Origin of the sequence: Pseudomonas guariconensis (assembly GCF_900102675.1) — a bacterium.
Classification (GTDB): Bacteria; Pseudomonadota; Gammaproteobacteria; order Pseudomonadales; family Pseudomonadaceae; genus Aquipseudomonas; species Aquipseudomonas guariconensis.
Genome location: NZ_FMYX01000010.1, coordinates 128,375 through 148,739, shown reverse-complemented (window position 1 = coordinate 148,739; position 20,365 = coordinate 128,375). Strand labels below are relative to the sequence as shown.

7 protein-coding genes are annotated in these 20,365 nt (G+C 66.2%); 4 read left to right on the top strand and 3 right to left on the bottom strand.

What is annotated here, in order from left to right; genetic code table 11:
• Window positions 1–72: 72 nt before the first annotated feature.
• Window positions 73–13,026, top strand: a complete 12,954-nt coding sequence (locus BLS27_RS17265) for a non-ribosomal peptide synthetase (RefSeq protein ID WP_090345944.1) — start codon at window positions 73–75, stop codon at window positions 13,024–13,026.
• Between the two features lie 126 nt (window positions 13,027–13,152).
• Here the strand turns inward: BLS27_RS17265 and dsbG are convergent, their stop codons facing one another.
• The 3 genes from dsbG to dsbD are packed head-to-tail and all read right to left on the bottom strand — an operon-like array spanning window position 13,153 to window position 16,458.
• Entirely contained in the window at window positions 13,153–13,911 is a 759-nt protein-coding gene (dsbG, locus tag BLS27_RS17260; protein WP_090345943.1) for a thiol:disulfide interchange protein DsbG, read from the bottom strand.
• A 1-nt stretch (window position 13,912) separates the two neighbouring features.
• A complete protein-coding gene (locus BLS27_RS17255) occupies window positions 13,913–14,749 on the bottom strand; it encodes a TlpA disulfide reductase family protein (protein ID WP_043212321.1) in 837 nt (278 codons plus the stop codon).
• Window positions 14,749–16,458, bottom strand: a complete 1,710-nt coding sequence (dsbD, locus tag BLS27_RS17250) for a protein-disulfide reductase DsbD (RefSeq protein ID WP_043212324.1) — start codon at window positions 16,456–16,458, stop codon at window positions 14,749–14,751. Before dsbD ends, BLS27_RS17255 begins: the two co-directional genes overlap by 1 nt.
• A gap of 206 nt (window positions 16,459–16,664) precedes the next feature.
• Here dsbD and BLS27_RS17245 point away from each other — a divergent pair, with 206 nt between their 5' ends.
• The 3 genes from BLS27_RS17245 to BLS27_RS17235 all read left to right on the top strand — a co-directional run bounded on the left by BLS27_RS17245 (window position 16,665) and on the right by BLS27_RS17235 (window position 20,292).
• Window positions 16,665–17,348 (top strand): response regulator, encoded by a 684-nt coding sequence (locus tag BLS27_RS17245; protein WP_070574229.1) that lies wholly within the window; start codon window positions 16,665–16,667, stop codon window positions 17,346–17,348.
• Entirely contained in the window at window positions 17,345–18,667 is a 1,323-nt protein-coding gene (locus BLS27_RS17240; RefSeq protein ID WP_090345942.1) for an ATP-binding protein, read from the top strand. The genes BLS27_RS17245 and BLS27_RS17240 overlap by 4 nt, the downstream gene beginning before the upstream one ends.
• A gap of 224 nt (window positions 18,668–18,891) precedes the next feature.
• A complete protein-coding gene (locus BLS27_RS17235; protein ID WP_090345940.1) occupies window positions 18,892–20,292 on the top strand; it encodes an aspartate aminotransferase family protein in 1,401 nt (466 codons plus the stop codon).
• Window positions 20,293–20,365: the final 73 nt, after the last annotated feature.

The window sequence follows — 20,365 nt, the reverse complement described above, 5'->3', positions numbered from 1 at the left end:
TGTCGAACGCTTTGCGCCTGTCTCGCGGCGCAGCGTCGGCACGACTTATCCAGACACTGGCAGGAACTCCCCATGATGGACGCCTTCGAACTCCCGCTCTCGTTGGTCCACGCCCTGGCGCAGCGCGCCACGCGGACCCCCGACCGGATCGCCTTGCGCTTTCTGGCCGATGATCCCAGCGAGCAGGCCGTGCTCAGCTATCAGGAGCTGGATCTGCGAGCGAGGGCCATTGCCGCGGCGCTGCAGGCGCGTACCGATTTTGGCGACCGGGCGGTACTGCTGTTTCCCAGTGGCCCGGACTACGTGGCGGCGTTCTTCGGGTGCCTGTACGCCGGGGTCATTGCCGTGCCGGCGTATCCGCCGGAATCTTCGCGGCGCCATCACCAGGAGCGTCTGCTATCGATCATCGACGATGCCCAGCCGCGCCTGCTGCTCACCGTCGACGCCTTGCGCGACAGCTTGCAGGGCCTCGATGCCCTGGCGCAGCAGGGCGCCCCTGGCCTGCTGGCCGTGGACTGTCTGGACCCGGCGCTGGCGGCCGACTGGCGCGAGCCGGTGCTGACCGGTGAGCACATTGCCTTCTTGCAATACACCTCCGGCTCGACTGCCTTGCCCAAGGGCGTGCAGGTCAGCCATGGCAACCTGGTGGCCAACGAGCAACTGATCCGTCAGGGCTTTGGCATCGACCTGAACCCGGACGACGTGATCGTCAGCTGGTTGCCGCTGTACCACGACATGGGCCTGATCGGCGGGCTCTTGCAACCGATCTTCAGCGGCGTGCCCTGCGTGCTGATGTCGCCGGGCTATTTCCTTGCCCGGCCACAGCGCTGGCTGCAGGCGATCAGCGACTACGGCGGCACCATCAGCGGTGGTCCGGATTTCGCCTACCGCCTGTGTAGCGAGCGGGTCAGCGAGGCGGCCCTGGCTGGCCTGGACCTGAGCCGTTGGCGGGTGGCGTATTCAGGGTCCGAGCCGATTCGCCAGGACAGCCTGCAGACCTTCGCGGACAAGTTCAGTGCATGTGGATTCGAGGCGAGCAGCTTCTTTGCCAGCTACGGCCTGGCCGAGGCGACGCTGTTCGTCAGCGGTAGCCGCCGGGGCCAGGGCATCGCTGCCATGGCCCTGGACGCCGAGGCGCTCGCCGCCAATCGCGCCGAACCTGGCCAGGGCAGTGTACTGATGAGCTGTGGCTATCCGCAGCCCGGCCACGCCGTGCGCATCGTCGACCCGCAGCGCCTGGCGGTGTTGGGCGATAACCGCATCGGCGAAGTGTGGGCTGCAGGGCCGAGCATCGCGCAGGGCTATTGGCGCAACCCAGAGGCCACCGCACGCACCTTTGTCGAGCAGGACGGCCAGACCTGGCTGCGCACCGGGGACCTGGGCTTCATGCGTGATGGCGAGGTGTTCGTCACTGGGCGCCTGAAAGACATGCTCATCGTTCGGGGCCAGAACCTCTACCCACAGGACCTGGAAAAGACCCTTGAACGCGAGGTCGAAGGGCTGCGTAAAGGCCGTGTCGCGGTATTCGCCGTGGACGACCAGGGGGAAGAGGGTATCGGCGTGGCGGTGGAGATCAGCCGCAACGTGCAGAAGGTCATCAAACCTCAGGACCTGATCCGTACTGTGCGCCAGGTCATTGCCGATGCCTGCCGCCAGGCACCTGCGGTGGTACTGCTGCTCAACCCCGGCGCCTTGCCCAAGACCTCCAGTGGCAAGCTCCAGCGCTCGGCCTGCCGCCTGCGCATGGCCGATGGCAGCCTGGACTGCTATGCACGTTTTCCGACTGTCGAAGCGCCTGTGGCTGCGCAGGCGATAGGTGGTGAGCTGCAGGAGCGTATTGCGGCCATCTGGCGCGAAGTGCTCAAGGTCGAAACGGTGGCACCGGACGATCATTTCCTGCTGCTGGGCGGCAACTCCATCGCCGCCACCCAGGCGACCGCTCGCCTGGCGGACGCACTGGGTGTCGGCCTGAGCCTGAGCACGCTGTTCGAGTCGCCGACCCTGGCCGATTACAGCGCTGCGGTGGCAGCGAACCTGGCCGAAGGTGGCACCGCGTCCGCGGCCATCGATGCTCTGGGGCGTGGCAAGGCTCTGCCGCAATCGCTGGCGCAGAACCGTCTGTGGCTACTGTGGCAGCTGGCGCCGGAGTCGGCGGCCTATAACATCCCTGCCGGTTTGCACCTGCGGGGTGAGTTGGACGAGTCGGCGCTGCAGGCGAGCTTCCAGGCGCTGGTGGCACGTCACGAGTCCTTGCGTACGCATTTTTGCGAGGTCGACGGCCAGGCCATGCAGCAGGTCTTGCCCGAGGCGACCTTCGAGCTGCACCGCACGGATCTGCAAGGGGCGGACGCCGAGCAGGTCCTGGCCTGTCGCGAGGCCGAGGCGCGGCAGCCGTTCGACCTCACCCAAGGACCGCTGCTGCGCGTCACGCTGGCGCGCCTGGGCGATGAGGACCACCAGCTCTGGGTAACCCTGCACCACATCGTTGCCGATGGCTGGTCGTTGAACATCCTGCTCGACGAATTCGCCAAGCTGTACGCCGCCCATTGCCAAGGCCTTCAGGCCAACCTGGCGCCCCTGCCGCTGGGCTACGCCGACTATGGTCATTGGCAGCGCCAATGGTTGGCCGGCGGCGAAGGTGAGCGGCAGTTGAACCACTGGAAGGCGCAACTGGGCGATGAATTGCCGGTGCTCGACCTGTACACCGACCATCCGCGCGCCACTGAGCGCACCCATCGCGCCGCGCGTCTGAGCGTGAAGGTGCCCGCCACGCTGGCCACTGCCCTGGACACGTTGGCCCGCGAGCAGCAGGCTAGCCTGTTCATGGTCCTGCTGGCCGCCTGGCAAGGCCTGTTGCACCGGTACACCGGTCAGGGCGATATCCGCGTCGGTGTGCCCAACGCCAACCGCCCGCGCCTGGAAACCCAGGGCATGGTGGGCTTTTTCATCAACACCCAAGTGCTGCGCGCCGAACTCCATGGCCGCCTGCCGTTCAATCAGTTACTGGCCCAGGTGCGCCAGGCCACACTGCTGGCCCAGGCCAACCAGGACTTGCCGTTCGAGCAATTGCTCGAGGCGCTGCCAGATGCCCGCGAGCAGGGGCTGTTCCAGGTGATGTTCAATCATCAGCAGCGTGATCTTTCGGCGCTGCGCCGCCTGCCTGGTCTGCTCGCCGAAGAATTGCCCTGGCATAGCCGCGAGGCCAAGTTCGACCTGCAATTGCACAGCGAGCAGGATCACCAGGGGCGTTTGAGTCTGGCGTTCGACTATGCCGCCGAGCTGTTCGAGGCCGATACCATCGAACGTCTGGCCAGGCACCTGCTGACCCTGCTCGAGCAAGTCTGCGCCTGCCCGCAGCGCGTGCTGGGCGAGGTGCGCTTGCTCGACGACGCAGGCCATGCGCAACTGCTGGCTTGGGGGCAGGCGCCTGGGCCGAGCGCCCAGCGCCTGGTGGTCGAGCAACTGACCGACCAGGGCCAACGCACACCGGAGCGTACGGCGCTGGTGTGGGAAGGTGGCAGTCTCGACTACGCCAGCCTGCACCAGCAGGCCAATCGCCTGGCCCACTACCTGCGTGACAAGGGCGTCGGCCCGGACACCCGCGTGGCCATCGCCCTGGAACGCTCGCCACAGTTGATGATCGGTCTGTTGGCCATCCTCAAGGCCGGTGGCGCCTATGTGCCGCTGGATGTCGACTACCCAGCCGAGCGCCTGGCTTACATGCTCAGCGACTGTGGCGCCGCACTGCTGCTCAGCCACAGCGCCACGCTCGAACGCCTGCCGCAGGTCCAGGGCGTCAGTGCCATCGCTTTGGACCAGCTGCATTTGGACAGCTGGCCGAGCCATGCCCCAGGCCTGCACCTGGACGGCGACAACCTGGCCTATGTGATCTACACCTCAGGCTCCACCGGCCAGCCCAAGGGCGTGGGCAACACCCATGCCGCGTTGGCTGAGCGCTTGCAATGGATGCAGGGCACCTACGCGCTGGACGACAGCGACGTGCTGATGCAGAAGGCACCGATCAGCTTCGACGTATCGGTGTGGGAGTGCTTCTGGCCGTTGATCCAGGGGTGCACGCTGGTACTGGCCGGCCCTGGCGAGCACCGCGACCCGCGGCGTATCGCCGAGCTGGTGCAGGCCCATGGCGTGACCACGCTGCATTTCGTCCCGCCGTTGCTGCAGGTGTTTGTCCAGGAGCCGCTGGCGGCGAGCTGTACCAGCCTGCGCCGGGTGTTCTCCGGCGGCGAGGCGCTGTCGGCGCACCTGCGTGACCGCGTGCTGCAAGTCTTGCCGCAGGTGCAGTTGCACAACCGCTATGGCCCGACCGAGACCGCCATCAACGTCACCCACTGGCATTGCCAGACGCAGGATGGCGAACGCTCGCCGATCGGCCGGCCGCTGGGCAACGTGCTGTGCCGAGTGCTGGATGACGAGCTGGAACTGACCGCGCCGGGCGTACCGGGCGAGTTGTGCCTGGGCGGCGCGGGACTGGCCCGTGGTTACCTGGGCCGTCCTGGGCTGACCGCCGAACGCTTCGTGCCCCAGCCCGATGGCAACGGCGAGCGCCTGTACCGCAGCGGCGACCGTGCCCGCTGGCTGGTGCCGCAGCAAGCCTTGGAATACCTCGGCCGCCTCGATCAACAGGTCAAGGTGCGAGGATTTCGTGTCGAGCCCCAGGAGGTCCAGGCCTGCCTGTTGGCCGAGCCGGGCGTCGACCAGGCCTTGGTGCTGGTCCACCCCGATGCCGTCGGTGCGCAGCTGGTCGGCTACTACAGCGGTGTCGAACAGTCCGAGGCGCTGCTCGCAGCCTTGGGCGAGCGCCTGCCGACCTACATGGTGCCGGCGCAACTGATTCACCTGGCACAGATGCCCCTGGGGCCGAGCGGCAAGGTTGATCGCAAGGCACTGCCGGCACCGGTCTGGCAGCAACGCGGTCATGTCGAGCCGCAAAGCGCTGTGCAGAAACAGGTGGCGGCGATCTGGCGTGAGGTGCTGAATCTGCCGCGGGTCGGTCTTCTGGATGACTTCTTCGCCCTCGGTGGCCACTCGCTGCTCGCCACCCAGATCGTCTCGCGTACCCGCCAGGCGCTCGACGTCGAGCTGCCGCTCAAGGCCTTGTTCGAGGCCAGCGAACTGGGCGCCTTCTGCGCCGAGATCGAGCGCATTCAGGCCGACGGCGGGCACAACCGGCAAGGCGTCATCGAGCGGGTCGATCGGCGCCAGGCAGTGCCGCTGTCGTATTCGCAGCAGCGCATGTGGGTGTTGTGGCAGATGGCGCCGGAGAGCCCGGCCTACAACGTCGGCGGTATGGCGCGCCTGCGCGGCGTGTTGCATGTGGATGCCTTCGAACGGGCCTTGCAGGCCCTGGTCGTGCGCCATGAGACCCTGCGCACGACCTTCCCTGAGATCGACGGCGTGCCATATCAGTGCGTGGCCGAAGACAGCCCGCTGCGTGTGCAGTGGCATGATTTTTCCGCGCTCCAGGGCGAAGATCGCCAGCAGCGCTTGCAGCTACTGGCCGATGAGCAGGCGCACCTGCCGTTCGACCTGGCGCGCGGCCCGTTGCTGCGCGCCTGCCTGGTCAAGACCGGTGAGCGCGAACACTACTTCGTGCTGACCCTGCACCACATTGTCACCGAAGGCTGGGCCATGGACATCTTCGCCCGTGAGCTGGGCGAGCTGTACGAGGCCTTCGTCGATGAGCGCGAGTCGCCCCTGGCGCCGCTGCCGGTGCAGTACCTCGATTACAGCGTCTGGCAGCGCCAGTGGCTCGAAAGCGGAGAAGCAGCCCGCCAACTGGCCTACTGGAAAGCCCGCCTGGGTCACGAGCATCCGGTGCTGGCGCTGCCTTCGGACCGTCCGCGTCCGGCCGTACAGAGCCATCGTGGCGAGCTGTACCGCTTCGACCTCGACCCCGCGCTGGTCGAACGTGTGCATGCCTTCAACAGCCAGCATGGCTTGACCTTGTTCATGACCATGACCGCCACCCTGGCCGCCTTGCTGCACCGCCATAGCGGTCAGCGCGACCTGCGCATCGGCGCGCCGATGGCCAACCGTATCCGCCCGGAAAGCGAAGGGCTGATTGGCGCCTTCCTCAACACCCAGGTGCTGCGTTGCGAGCTCGATGGGCAAATGACCGGCAGCCAATTGCTCGAACAGGTCCGTCGCACCGTGATCGATGGCCAGTCGCACCAGGACCTGCCGTTCGACCAGCTGGTGGAGGCCTTGCAGCCCCCGCGCAGTAGCGCCTACAACCCGTTGTTCCAGGTGATGTGCAATGTCCAGCGCTGGGCCTTCCAGCAAAGCCGCGAACTGGCGGGCATGAGCGTGGATTACCTGGTCAACGACGCCAGTGCGACCAAATTCGACCTTTACCTGGAGGTGACTGACCTGGACGGTCGCCTGGGCTGCTGCCTGACCTACAGCCGTGACCTGTTCGACGAGCCGCGCATCGCCCGCATGGCTGAGCACTGGCAGCAATTGTTGGTCGGCCTGATCGATGCCCCGGGCTCGCGCCTGTGCGAGCTGCCGATGCTCAGCAACGCTGAGCAGCACGCGCTGGTCGGCCAGTTGCAGGGTGAGCAAGGCCTCGAGCTCGACCAGACCCTGCATGGCCTGTTCGCCTTGCAGGCTTCGCGCAGCCCTCAGGCCCGGGCGCTGACCTTCGCCGGCCAGCACCTGACCTACGCTGAACTGGACCAGCAGGCCAACCGCCTGGCCCGCGCCCTGCGTGAACGTGGCGTCGGGCCGCAGGTGCGGGTGGGCCTTGCCCTGGAGCGTTCGCTGGAAATGGTCGTGGGCTTGCTTGCCATCCTCAAGGCCGGCGGTGCCTATGTGCCGCTGGACCCGGAGTATCCCCTCGACCGCTTGCGCTACATGATCGAGGACAGCCGACTCGGCCTGCTGCTCGGGCAGCGTGCTCTGTTCGATGCCATAGGGGGGCTGCCTGAAGGCGTGGCCCAATGGTGCCTGGAAGACGATGCCGCGTCGCTTGCGCATTACAGCGATGCGCCACTGGACAACCTCAACCTGCCGCAGCATCAGGCCTACCTGATCTACACCTCAGGCTCCACCGGCCAGCCAAAGGGTGTGGTGGTCAGTCATGGCGAAATCGCCATGCATTGCCAGGCGGTGATCGCGGCCTTCGGCATGCGCAGCGACGACTGCGAGTTGCACTTCTATTCGATCAACTTCGACGCCGCCACTGAGCGCCTGCTGGCGCCGCTGTTGTGCGGCGCTCGGGTGGTGCTGCGTGGCCAGGGCCAGTGGGGTGCCGAAGAGATCTGCCAGCTGGTGCGCGCGCAGCAGGTGAGCATCCTGGGCTTTACCCCCAGTTACGGTAGCCAGTTGGCCCAGTACCTGCTCGGGCAGCACGAGCAGTTGCCGGTGCGCCTGGTGATCACCGGGGGCGAAGCATTGACCGGGGAGCATCTGCAGCGAATCCGCCAGGCATTCCTGCCACAGCAGTTCTTCAACGCCTACGGGCCGACTGAAACCGTGGTCATGCCGCTGGCCTGCCTTGCGCCGCAGCAGTTGCCGGCGGATGCGGGCAGCGTGCCGATCGGCCGGGTGATCGGGGCGCGCACGGCTTACGTTCTGGATGATGACCTGGCGTTACTGCCTCAGGGCGGCATCGGTGAGCTGTACATTGGGGGCGCCGGTCTTGCCCAGGGGTATCACGATCGTCCGGGGCTGTCGGCTGAGCGCTTCGTCGCCGACCCGTTCAGTCAGGAGGGCGGTCGTCTGTACCGCACAGGGGATTTGGTACGCCTGCGCGCCGATGGTCTGGTCGAGTATGTGGGGCGTGCCGATCAGCAGGTGAAAATCCGTGGTTTCCGTATCGAACTGGGCGAGATCGAAAGCCAGCTGCAGGCCCATGCCGCTGTCGATGAAGCCGTGGTCGTCGCCCTGGACCTGCCGGGGGGCAAGCAATTGGTGGGCTATCTGGTCTGCCCACAGGCCAGTGCTGACGCCGACACCCAGGCGGCCCTGCGCGAGGCGGTCAAGGCCCATGCCCGGCAGCACCTGCCGGATTACATGGTGCCTGCGCACCTGGTGCTGCTGAGCAGCCTGCCGCTGATGGGCAACGGCAAGCTCGATCGCCGCGCCTTGCCGGCGCCGGACATCGAGCAGGCACGCCAGCACTATCAGGCGCCGGCCAACGAACTGGAGCAGCAACTGGCGCAGGTCTGGCAAGAGGTGCTCAACGTTGCCCGCATCGGTGTGCAGGACAACTTCTTCGAATTGGGGGGCGACTCGATTTTGTCGATTCAGGTGGTCAGTCGCGCTCGCCAGCTGGGCTTGCAGTTCACCCCGCGCGATCTGTTCCAACACCAGACTGTCCAGGCGCTCGCCGCCGTGGTCAGCCGTAGCGAGGCGCAAAGCGGCATCGAGCAGGGCGCTCGGCAGGGCAGCAGCGCCCTGACGCCAATCCAGCGATGGTTCTTCGACAGCGAGATCGTTCACCCTCAACACTGGAATCAGGCCGTGCTGCTGGAGGTCCGTCAGCCGTTGCAGACTCAGGCGCTGGAGCATGCCCTGGCGGCGCTGGTGGCGCATCACGACAGCCTGCGCCTGCGCTTTACCCAGGCCAACGGGCATTGGCAGGCCGAGTACGTCCAATCGCCTGGCCAGCAATTACTGTGGGTCGCCACCGTGGCGGATTTCGAGAATTGCCAGGCACTGTACACCGATGTACAGCGCAGCCTGGACCTTGCCGAAGGCCCATTGCTGCGTGCGCTGCTGGTGACCGACGGGCAGGGCGCCCAGCGCTTGCTGCTGGCGATCCATCACCTGGTGGTGGACGGTGTGTCCTGGCGCGTGTTGCTCGAGGACCTGCAGGCGCTCTACCGCGGCCAGCCACTGGCGGCCAAGACCCACGCCATGGCTGACTGGGCCGCGCGCCTGGTCAGCTATGCCGGCAGCGACTCGCTGCGTGACGAGCTTGGCTGGTGGCAGGATCAGCTCGGTACTGCCCATCGCGAACTGCCCTGCGATCATCCCCAGGGCGGCAACCTGCACCGCCATGCCCGTACCTTGGCCATCGGCCTGGACGAGGAGCAGACCCGCCAGTTGCTGCAACAGGCACCTGCGGCCTACCGGACCCAGGTCAATGACTTGCTGCTCACCGCCCTGGCGCGCACCCTGTGCCGCTGGAGCGGTGACAGCCAGGTACTGGTGCAACTGGAAGGCCATGGTCGTGACGGCCTGTTCGAGGACATGGACCTGACCCGCAGCGTCGGCTGGTTCACCAATGCCTATCCGCTGTGCCTGACGCCGCAACTGGGCGACACCGAACAGGACGTCGCCGCGGCCATCAAGGGCATCAAGGAACAACTGCGCCAGGTGCCGCACAAGGGGCTGGGATATGGTGTGCTGCGCTACCTGGCCGACACCACCGGGCGCGAAGCCATGGCCGCCTTGCCCCAGGCGCGCATCACCTTCAATTACCTGGGTCAATTCGACCAGCAGTTCGACAGTGCCGCGCTGTTCCAGCCGCTGGATGCGCCGGCAGGCCTGGCCCATGACCTGGATGCGCCGCTGCCCAATTGGCTCAGCGTCGATGGCCAGGTGTATGGCGGTGCCCTGCAACTGCGTTGGACCTTCAGCACCGAGCGCTATGACGAGGCGACCATCGCCGCGTTGGCCGAGGCCTATCGCCAGGAGCTGCTGGCCCTGGTCGGCCATTGCCTGGCCGACGGCACCGGCAGTTTCACGCCTTCGGATTTCCCGCTGGCTCGCCTGACCCAGGCGCAGATCGACGCTTTGCCGGTACCGGCAGCGCAGATCGAGGATGTCTACCCGCTCACGCCCATGCAGGAAGGCCTGCTGCTGCACACCTTGCTGGAACCGGGCACAGGCATCTATTACATGCAAGACCGCTACCGCATCCACAGCGCCCTGGATCACGAGCGCTTCGCCCAGGCCTGGCAGGCCGTGGTGGCGCGCCACGAGGCCCTGCGAGCATCGTTCAGTTGGAACGCCGGCGAAGCGATGCTGCAGATCATCCACAAACCAGGCAAGACGCCGCTGGACTACCAAGACTGGCGCGGTCTTGACGACGCGGCCCAGGAGGCGCGCCTGCAAGCGCTGCACAAGCAGGAGCGCGAAGCCGGCTTCGACCTGCTGCGCGAGGCTCCTTTCCACCTGCGGCTGGTACAGGTTGCTGACGACCGCTACTGGTTCATGATGAGCAACCACCACATCCTCATCGATGCCTGGTGCCGTTCGTTGCTGATGAACGATTTCTTCGCGCTCTACCAGGCCCTGGGCGAGGGGCGCGCCGCTCAGTTGCCGGTGCCGCCGCGCTACCGCGACTACATCGGCTGGCTGCAACGCCAGGACCTGGGTGAGGCGCGCCAGTGGTGGCAGCGCAACCTGGCAGGCTTCGAGCGCGCCACGGCCATCCCTAGCGACCGGCCGCTGCGCCATGACCATGCGGGCAACGGCATGATCGTCGGCGACTGCTACACCCGCCTGGACGTGCGCGACGGCGTGCGACTGCGCGAGCTGGCCCAGGCCCATCAGTTGACCATCAACACCTTCGCCCAGGCGGCCTGGGCGCTGGTGCTGGCCCGCTACAGCGGCGAGCGCGACGTGGTCTTCGGCGTCACCGTGGCCGGCCGCCCGGTCAGCCTGCCGCAGATGCAGCGCACTGTCGGCCTGTTCATCAACAGTATTGCCCTGCGTGTGCGACTGCCCGAGCCGGGCCAGCGTCAGCGCGTGGGGCAATGGTTGCAAAGCCTGCTTGAGCGCAATATGGAACTGCGCGAGTACGAGTACCTGCCGCTGGTAGCGATCCAGGAGTGCAGCGAACTGCCCAAGGGCCAGCCACTGTTCGACAGCCTGTTCGTGTTCGAGAACGCCCCGGTGGAAACCGCCGTGCTGGACCATGCCCAGCAATTGAACGCCAGCTCCGATTCGGGCCGTACCCACACCAACTTCCCGCTCACGGCGGTGTGCTACCCGGGCGACGACTTGGGCCTGCACCTGTCGTTCGACCAGCGTTACTTCGACTTCGCCACCGTCGAGCGCTTGTTGGCCGAGTTCAAGCGCCTGCTGCTGGCGCTTGTAGACGGCTTTGACGGTGATGTGGCCGAACTGCCGTTGCTTGGCGAAGCCGAGCAACGCTTCCTGCTGGAAGACTGCAACCGCACCGAACACGCCTATGCGCTGGAGCAGAGCTATGTCGAGCTGTTCGAGGCGCGGGTCGCCGCGCACCCTGAGCGCACGGTCGCTCGCTGCCTGGACGCGTCCTGCGATTACGCCGGGCTGAACCTTGTGGCCAACCGCCTGGGCCATGCCTTGATCGCCGCGGGCGTGGCCGTCGATCAGCCGGTGGCGCTGCTCGCCGAGCGTGGTCTGCCGCTGCTGGGCATGATCGTCGGTTGCTTCAAGGCCGGCGGTGGTTATCTGCCGCTGGACCCGGGCCTGCCGCCTGCGCGCCTGCAGCGCATCGTCGAACTCAGCCGCACGCCGGTGCTGGTGTGCACGGCGGCCTGCGCCGAGCAGGCGCGTCAGTTGCTCGACGAGATCTCCGGGGTCGCCAGGCCGACGCTGCTGGTATGGGAGCAGGTGCAAGCCAGTGCCATGGCCAGTCACAACCCAGGCATCTACAGCGCGCCCAACAACCTGGCCTACGTGATCTATACCTCCGGCTCCACCGGCCTGCCCAAGGGGGTGATGGTCGAGCAACGCGGCATGCTCAACAACCAGTTGAGCAAGGTGCCGTACCTGGAGTTGGACGAGCACGACGTGATCGCCCAGACCGCGTCCCAGAGCTTCGATATTTCGGTGTGGCAGTTCCTCGCAGCGCCCTTGTTCGGCGCCCGGGTGCAGATCGTGCCGAACGCCATCGCCCACGACCCACAAGGCCTGCTGGCGCACGTGCAGGCCACTGGCATCACGGTGCTCGAGAGTGTGCCTTCGCTGATCCAGGGCATGCTCGCCAGCGAGCAGCGGGCACTCGAGGGCCTGCGCTGGATGCTGCCAACCGGTGAGGCCATGCCTCCGGAGCTGGCCGCCCAATGGTTGCAACGCTATCCGCACATCGGGCTGGTCAACGCCTATGGCCCGGCGGAGTGCTCGGACGATGTGGCGTTCTTCCGGGTCGATGCTGCATCTACCCGCGGCAGCTACCTGCCGATTGGCACGCCGACCGATAACAACCGACTGTACTTGCTCGACGAGACCGAGGCGCTGGTGCCCTTGGGAGCGGTGGGCGAGTTGTGCGTGGCCGGTACCGGCGTGGGGCGTGGCTATGTGGGGGACCCGCTGCGCACTGCGCTGGCTTTCATCCCTCACCCCTACGGTGCCCCAGGCGAGCGTCTGTACCGCACGGGCGACTTGGCACGGCGCCGGGTCGATGGTGTGCTCGAGTACGTGGGCCGGATCGACCACCAGGTGAAGATCCGCGGCTACCGCATCGAGCTGGGTGAGATCGAAGCCCGTCTGCATGAGCAGGTCGAGATTCGCGATGCGGCGGTGGGCGTACAGGAAGGCATCAACGGCAAGCACTTGGTCGGCTATCTGGTGGCGCATCAGGGCGTGGCGGCCGATGCCGTGCTGTTGGAGCAGCTCAAGTCGCGTCTGCGCGCCGAGTTGCCGGAATACATGGTGCCGCTGCACTGGGCCTGGCTGGCGAACCTGCCCCACAACGCCAACGGCAAGCTCGACCGCAAGGCCCTGCCTGCGATCGACATCGGCGCGCAGCACAGCCAGGACTACCTGGCGCCCCGCGACGAGCTGGAGCACAAGCTAGCGGGGATCTGGGCCGATGTGCTCAAGGTCGAGCGCGTGGGGGTGCACGACAACTTCTTCGAGTTGGGCGGGCATTCATTGTTGGCAACCCAGATCGCCTCGCGTGTGCAACAACAGTTGCAACTGAATGTGCCGCTGCGGGCGATGTTCGAGTGCAACACGGTGGAGGCATTGGCCGAATACGTGCGAGCGCTGGAGGGCAGCGCGCTGGATGAGGGCAAGGTCGACCGGCTCAGTGACCTGATGGCGGAGTTGGAGGCGCTTTGAGGTGTAGGGGCCGCGTTGCGCCCCTTCGCGGGAAGCCCGCTCTGGCAGACACTGCGGTGTTCTCACAACCACGGTGCCTGCGGGGGCGGTTTTACCCGCGCATCAGGGGGCTGGGCAGGCTACTGTTCAGCGCTTGCCCAGAATCTGCCCGAGCATCTCGGGCCGCGGCGCGCCTTGCTGGCTCTGTAACTGGCCTTTGTCATTCTGGTAGAAGATCGCCGGGGTCGCTGCCAAGCCCATCTCTTCCATCAAGGCCATGTTGGCCTCCAGCTTTTGACGCACCGCCTCGGGGATGGTCTCCAGCGGCTTGAGGGTGCTCGCCTTGCCGGCTTTCTCATGCTGTTGCAGCGCTTTGGCCGGGTCCTTGGCAGCCAACAGCGCCGCTGACTTGCCCGGGCTGTCCTCGCGGATGATGCCGACCATGATGTGGCGCAGTTGCACCTTGCCCGATTCCACCCAAGGCCGCGCCTGCTCCCAGAACATGTTGCAGTACGGGCAGTTGGGATCGCTGAACAGGTACACCTTGCGCGGTGCGTCGTCCCTGCCGTCAGCGATCCAGGCGGTTTTTTCCATCTTCGCCCAGATCGCTTTGCTCATCGGGGCATACACGAGTTTTTCCAGCGGCTCGGCGCTGAGGTCCTTGCCTTGTTCGTCGAACAGGCTGCCCACCAGCACGTGCTTGCCATCGGGGGTGAGGTACAGGGCGATGCCGTTGTTCTGGTAGGCAGCGGCATAGCCTTTGAGGCCATTAGGCGCATCGAAGGTGCCTTTGATTTCGGCGCCCTTGGCTTGCAGTTGCTCGATGGCCTTGGGCAACTCTTCAGCCTGCAGTGCGGGGGCCGTGAAAGCCATGAGGGCAAGGGGCAGGAGGGCATTCAATCGCATGTCAATTTCCTTGTGCGGCGGAGGCGGGCAGGTTGGCCTGCTCGAAAGGTTCCAGGGCGCGGTGCAGACTGGCCCGGGACAACTCGCCCAGGTGACTGCCGATCAAGCGCCCTTCGGCGGTGTAGAACAAGGTGGTGGGCAGGGCCATGGAGCCCACCTGCTGGGCCAGCTGACCGCTACCGTCGAACAGCACGTGGGTCAGGCTCAAGCCGGTAGTGGCCAGGAAGGTGCTGACGTTCTCCGGCGTCTCGCCTTGGTTCACGAACAGGAACGTCACGTGCGGGTACTCGTCCTGGGCCTGTTGCAGCACAGGCATTTCCCGACGGCACGGTGGGCACCAGGTGGCCCAGAGGTTGATCACCAGCGGCTTGCCTCGGTAATCGTGCAGTGCCACCGATTGGCCGCCGGCATTGCGCAGGCTCAATGTCGGCAACTCGGTGCCTTTGCTGTAGAGATGGCTGCCGAGGCTGGCAAGGATCCAGAACACCGCACCGCTCAGCAGCGCCCAGCCCAGTGGCCGACGCAGGCCCGGATGTCGCCGGCCCTGCCACAGCGCGCCGATGACGATGCCGATCAGGCCGGCCCACAGCAGGAAACCGCCGTCGCGAATGTCGATCGCCTGCAGCGGATCGTCGCGGAACATCGGCCAGTACGCCAGGACGAAACCTGCGCGGGCACACAGCAGCCCCAGCAGGAACAGGTTGAACAGCGCCGACTCGGGGCTTTCACCGCCGCGCCGGGCCACCCACCAGCCCACGACACTGGCCACGGCCAGGGCCGCGAGCAGTAGCAGGTGGTTGAGGGCCATGGTCAGTGGCCCCAGGGTCACAGTCAGCATCAGCCTTGGCTCCTGGTCTGTGCCCAGTGTTGCTTGAAGGCTGCGGCATCCACTTCACCGGTGATGCGCCGGGCTCGGCGCTCGTCGCCTTCCGGACCGATCCAGATCAGGCTGGGCGGGCCTGGCACCTGGTAGCGTTGCAGCAACTCGCGGCTGGCGGGCGTGTCGGCGGTGACGTCCAGGCGCACCAGGTGCACGCTGGCGAGGTCGGCAAGCACATCGGGCCGGGCGAATACCTGTTTCTCCATCACCTTGCACGACACGCACCAGTCGGCATAGTAGTCCAGCATGACCCACTGGCCACGCGCCTTGGCAGCGTCCAGTTCGCGTTGCAGATCCTGGGGCTGGCTGACAGTGACGAAGGCGTCCTCGGCCTTGGCCGCGCTTTGCACGCCGCTGCCGGCAAAGGGCTGCAAGGGTTGCCACAGATCGTCGCCGCCAGCGGCCGCGCCGACCAGCAACAGCCCGCCCCAGAGCGCACCCAGCAAGGGGATCGCGCGCAGGGCCGGCAAACGGTGCAGGGCCGGCCAGGCGGCCCAGGCCAGGGCGATCAACCAGGCGCCACCCAGGGCCAGCAGCAACGGGGCCGGCAGCAGGCTGCGCAAGGTGTACAGGGCCATGGCCAGGAAGACGAAACCGAACAGCCCCTTGACCAGGTTCATCCAGGCGCCGGGGCGGGGCAGGTAGCGGTTACCGAGGGTGACCAGCAACAGCAGAGGGACGCCCATGCCCAGCCCGAGGCTGAACAGCACCAACGCCCCTTGCAGCACGTCGCCGCTCTGGGCGATGTACAGCAATGCGCCGGCCAGCGGTGCGGTCATGCAGGGCCCCATGAGCAGACCGGAGAGCGCGCCGAGCAGGGCTGCGCCATACACATTGCCACCACGGGTGCCTTGGCCGGCCCGGTCCAGGCGATCGCGCAGGGCGGCAGGCAGTTGCAGTTCGAAGGCGCCGAACATCGGCAGGGCGAGCATCACGAACAACGCTGCCAGGCTGCCCAGCAACCAGGGTTGTTGCAGCCACGCCTGCAGGCTGGCGCCGAGCAGGGCGGCCACCACGCCGAGGCCGGCATAGACCAGCGCCATGCTCAGTACATAGACCCCCGCCAGCAGCCAGCCACGGCGGGCGCTGGCGCCATTGCCCAGGACCAGCCCGGCGAGGATCGGCAGCATCGGCAGCGAACAGGGCGTGAAGGCCAGCAGCAGGCCAAGGCCGAAGAACGCCAGCAGGCTCCACGCCAGGCTGGCCTGTTGCAGGTCGCTGGCCAGGGCCTGGTCAGTGGCTTGATCCGAAGCCGGCACCGCCTGGCCACCCAGGTCGATGGCGGTGGTTTGAGGCGGGTAGCACAAGCCTGCATCGGCGCAGCCTTGCCAGCCCAGGCGCAATTGGCCCTGGGCATTGGCGGGTATCAGCAATTGGAGTTGGTGGCGGTAGACCGCGCTGTCACCGAAGAACTCATCATGGTGGTTTTCGGCGGGAGGGAGCTGTGGCTGTTGTTCAGGCGCGAGGCCGTCGAACTTCAGACGCTTTTGGTAAAGGTAATAGCCGTCCTTGATCTGGAAGTTCAGGCGCATCTGGCCGTCTGCCTGGCGGTCATGGGTCAGGACGAAAGCCTGGTTGACCGGCAGGAAGTCAGGCTTGGTCTCGAACGGGTTGGCCTGCAGCGGGCCGGCCAGCAGAAATGTCAGGAAGAGCAGGAGAACGCGCATGTCTTCGCCTTGGCAGTACTGTGAATCTGGCCATGCTGGCCTTGGCTGATTAACCCAAAGTTAACCGGTGTCGTTTTGCTGCCATTCTGCAAGTGCCGCCCGAGGTTCGACTGGCAATGGGCGGGTACAGCCGTCTCGTTAATCATTCATAATCGGTTCTTAATCCGCCAAGCGTGCAATACAAGCTTCCCCATCGGAGACCCCTCATGCACGTACTGCTTTGCGAGGACGACGACCTGATCGCCAGCGGCATCTGCGCCGGCCTCGCCGCCCAAGGCTTGACCGTGGACAGGGTGGCCACCGCTTCGGCCGCGCAGGCCTTGCTTCAGGCTGCGCAGTTCGATGTGATGATCCTCGATCTGGGCCTGCCCGACGAAGATGGCCTCAAACTGCTGCGCCGCCTGCGCCAACAAGGCGTGACCCTGCCCGTGCTGGTGCTCACCGCCCGCGATGCGGTCACCGACCGGGTCGATGGCCTGCAGGCCGGGGCCGACGACTACCTGCTCAAACCCTTCGACCTGCGCGAACTGGCGGCCCGTCTGCACACTCTGTTGCGGCGCGTAGCGGGTCGTGCGGTGAATGTCATCGAGCATGGCCCCCTACGTTACGACCCCAGCAGTTGCGAGGCCACCCTGGCCGGCCGGGCGGTGGACCTGTCCCGCCGCGAGCAGGCGCTGCTGCAGGCCTTGCTGCAAAATCCCGGACGGGTGCTCTCCAGCGAGCAGCTCAAGGACTGCGTCTATGGCTTCAGCGACGAGGTCGAAAGCAATGCCTTGAACGTCCATATCCATCACCTGCGCCGCAAGCTCGGCAACAGCATCGTCGAGACCGTGCGCGGCCTGGGTTATCGCCTAGGCCCGGCGCAGGCGCCGCAGGAGCCAGCACCATGAGCCTGCGCGCGCGCCTGACGCTGATCCTTGGCAGCGCCTTCGTGATCATCTGGGCATTGGCCGCCGCCTGGATGCTGCGCGACCTGCGCCAACAGATGATGTTTTCCCTCGACCAACGGCTGGTCGCATCGGCGCGTATGGTCGCCGGGCTGATCGAACAACTGCCGCAGCCGCTGGCGGCCAAGGGCGAGGATGCGCATTTCTCCGCCGACCAGCTCAGCGTGCCGGATGGCATGGCCTGCCAGGTCAGCTCCCTGCGCGGCGAGATCCTGGCCAGCAACCACAAGCACGACGGTGCCATGGATGATCAGCGCAGTGGCTTCCGTGACCAGACCATCGACGGTGCGCTGTGGCGCACTTTCACCTACAACCATGGCGATGTGCGCATCACCACCGCCGACCGTCACCAGGAACGCGAGGCGCTCAATCGCTCGATCTTGCTGGCAGCCTCAGCGCCGGTATTGATGGCCCTGCTTGGCAGCCTAGGGTTGTTGTGGATCGGCGTCGGCAAAGGGCTGGAGCCGCTCAACCGCATGCGCGATGCGCTGCGCAGACGCCGCGCCGACAGCGTCGAGCCGCTGCAGGTAGCGGGCATGCCCAGTGAGCTGCAGCCATTGCTCGAGACCCAGAATCAACTGTTCTTGCGCATCGCCCAGACCATCGAGCGCGAACGGCGCCTGACCGACGATGCCGCCCATGAGCTGCGTAGCCCGCTGACGGCGATCAAGACCCACCTGCAGGTCGCGCGCATGACTGACGGCGCGGTCCGCGAGCAGGCCCTTGAGCATGCCGAGCAAGGCACTGACCGCATGCACCGGACTCTCGAACAACTGCTGATGCTGGCCCGGGTTGAGGGCAGCCTGTCGTTCGACGACGGCGTGCAGTGCAGCGCCGAGCAGGTGGCACGCCAGGCGGTGCAAGACGCCGGCGGCGGCGACAACCGCCGCATCGTGGTACGCCTGCCGGAGGAGGCCAGCCGGATCTACCTGGGCATGCCCGCGCCGCTGGCGGTGGCGGCATTGCGCAACCTGCTGGACAACGCGCTGCGCCACGGCGGCGAAAACGCGGTGGAACTGGAGGTGCAGATGGCCGACGGGCAGGTGGGTTTCATGGTTCGGGACCACGGGCCGGGGATCGCCGAAGAGGACATCGAGCACCTGACCGAACGCTTCTGGCGTCATGACCAGAGCGGTGGCTGCGGGTTGGGGCTGGCGATTGTCCAGGCCATCGTGCAGCGCTGCGCCGGCAGCCTGCGCTTCGAAAGCCACAACGATGGGCTGCGGGTGTGGCTGCAGGTGCCGGCGCGCCAGGAGGCTTGATCCTCGATGTGGCGCAAACCTCATGACGGTTAAACCCGTTCCCATTCGGCCCACCTGGGCCCTGCGGGAGCGGGTTTACCCACGAAGAGTGCGCCTGCGGAAAAACCTGCCTGACAGCTAAATCCTTGCCTCGCTGAAGCGTTTTCCAAGCGATAACCACCCGACACCCATCCGCTTACCGGGGCGTGGCGGGGCTCATTCGCTTGTTCGCGAGGATTTTTCCGATGTCGATCGCTTCCAGCCTTGCCCAGGTCCTGCCGAGCAGCGCGCCACAGACGCTGTACGAGTTCGAGGATTCCCCCCTGCTGTTGCGCCAGCAGCAACAGGAGTCCAACGCCCGCAGTTACCCGCGGCGTATTCCCTTGGCACTCAAGCGTGCCCGTGGCATCCATGTCGAGGACGTCGAAGGCCGTCAGTTCATCGATTGTCTGGCAGGTGCCGGCACCCTGGCCCTGGGCCACAACCACCCGGTGGTGATCGAGGCCATCCAGCGCGTGCTGGCCGAAGAGCTGCCCCTGCACACCCTGGACTTGACCACGCCGGTCAAGGACCGCTTCGTCCAGGACCTGTTCGGCATCATGCCCGAAGCCTTGCGCCGGGAGGCAAAGGTCCAGTTCTGTGGACCGACCGGCACCGATGCGGTAGAGGCGGCGCTGAAACTGGTACGCACCGCCACGGGGCGCAGCACGGTGCTGGCCTTTCAGGGGGCTTACCATGGCATGTCCCAGGGGGCGTTGAGCCTGATGGGCAGCCTGGGGCCGAAACAGCCGCTGGGTGCGCTGCTGGCCAATGGCGTGCAGTTCCTGCCGTATCCCTATGACTATCGATGCCCCTTCGGCCTGGGTGGCGAGGCGGGCGTGCGTGCCAACCTGCATTACCTGGAGAACCTGCTGTGCGATCCGGAAGCCGGTGTCGCGTTGCCGGCGGCGGTGATCGTCGAAGTGGTGCAGGGCGAAGGCGGAGTGATCCCTGCGGATATCCAGTGGTTACGTGGCCTGCGCCGTATCACCGAGCAGGCCGGCGTCGCGTTGATCGTCGACGAGATTCAAAGTGGCTTTGCCCGCACCGGGCGCATGTTCGCCTTCGAGCACGCCGGCATCGTGCCGGACGTGGTCACCCTGTCCAAGGCCATCGGCGGCAGCCTGCCCCTGGCGGTGGTGGTCTATCGCGACTGGCTGGACACCTGGAAGCCTGGAGCCCATGCCGGTACCTTCCGCGGTAACCAAATGGCCATGGCGGCAGGTTCCGCGGTGATGGGCTACTTGGTCGAGCATCGCCTGGCCGAGCACGCCGAGGCCATGGGCCAACGCTTGCGCGGCCACTTGCTGCATGTGCAGCAGGATTATCCGCAGCTTGGAGATGTTCGGGGTCGTGGGCTGATGCTTGGGGTCGAACTGGTGGACCCGGATGGCGCCGTCGATGCGCTGGGCCGGGCTCCGGCCAACGGCACCCTGACACCGAAAATTCAGCGCGAATGCCTCAGGCGCGGCTTGATCCTGGAGCTCGGCGGGCGCCACGGTGCGGTGGTGCGCTTCCTGCCACCGCTGATCATCAGTGCCGAACAAATCGACGACGTGGCCGACCGCTTTGCTCAGGCCGTGCAGGCAGCGGTGTCCGCCGGTTGAACGAACGGAACCTGCCAAGGCTCGGGGGCTTCTGCCAGCAGTAAATTTCCCGATCCAGGTTACGTCCTAGCTT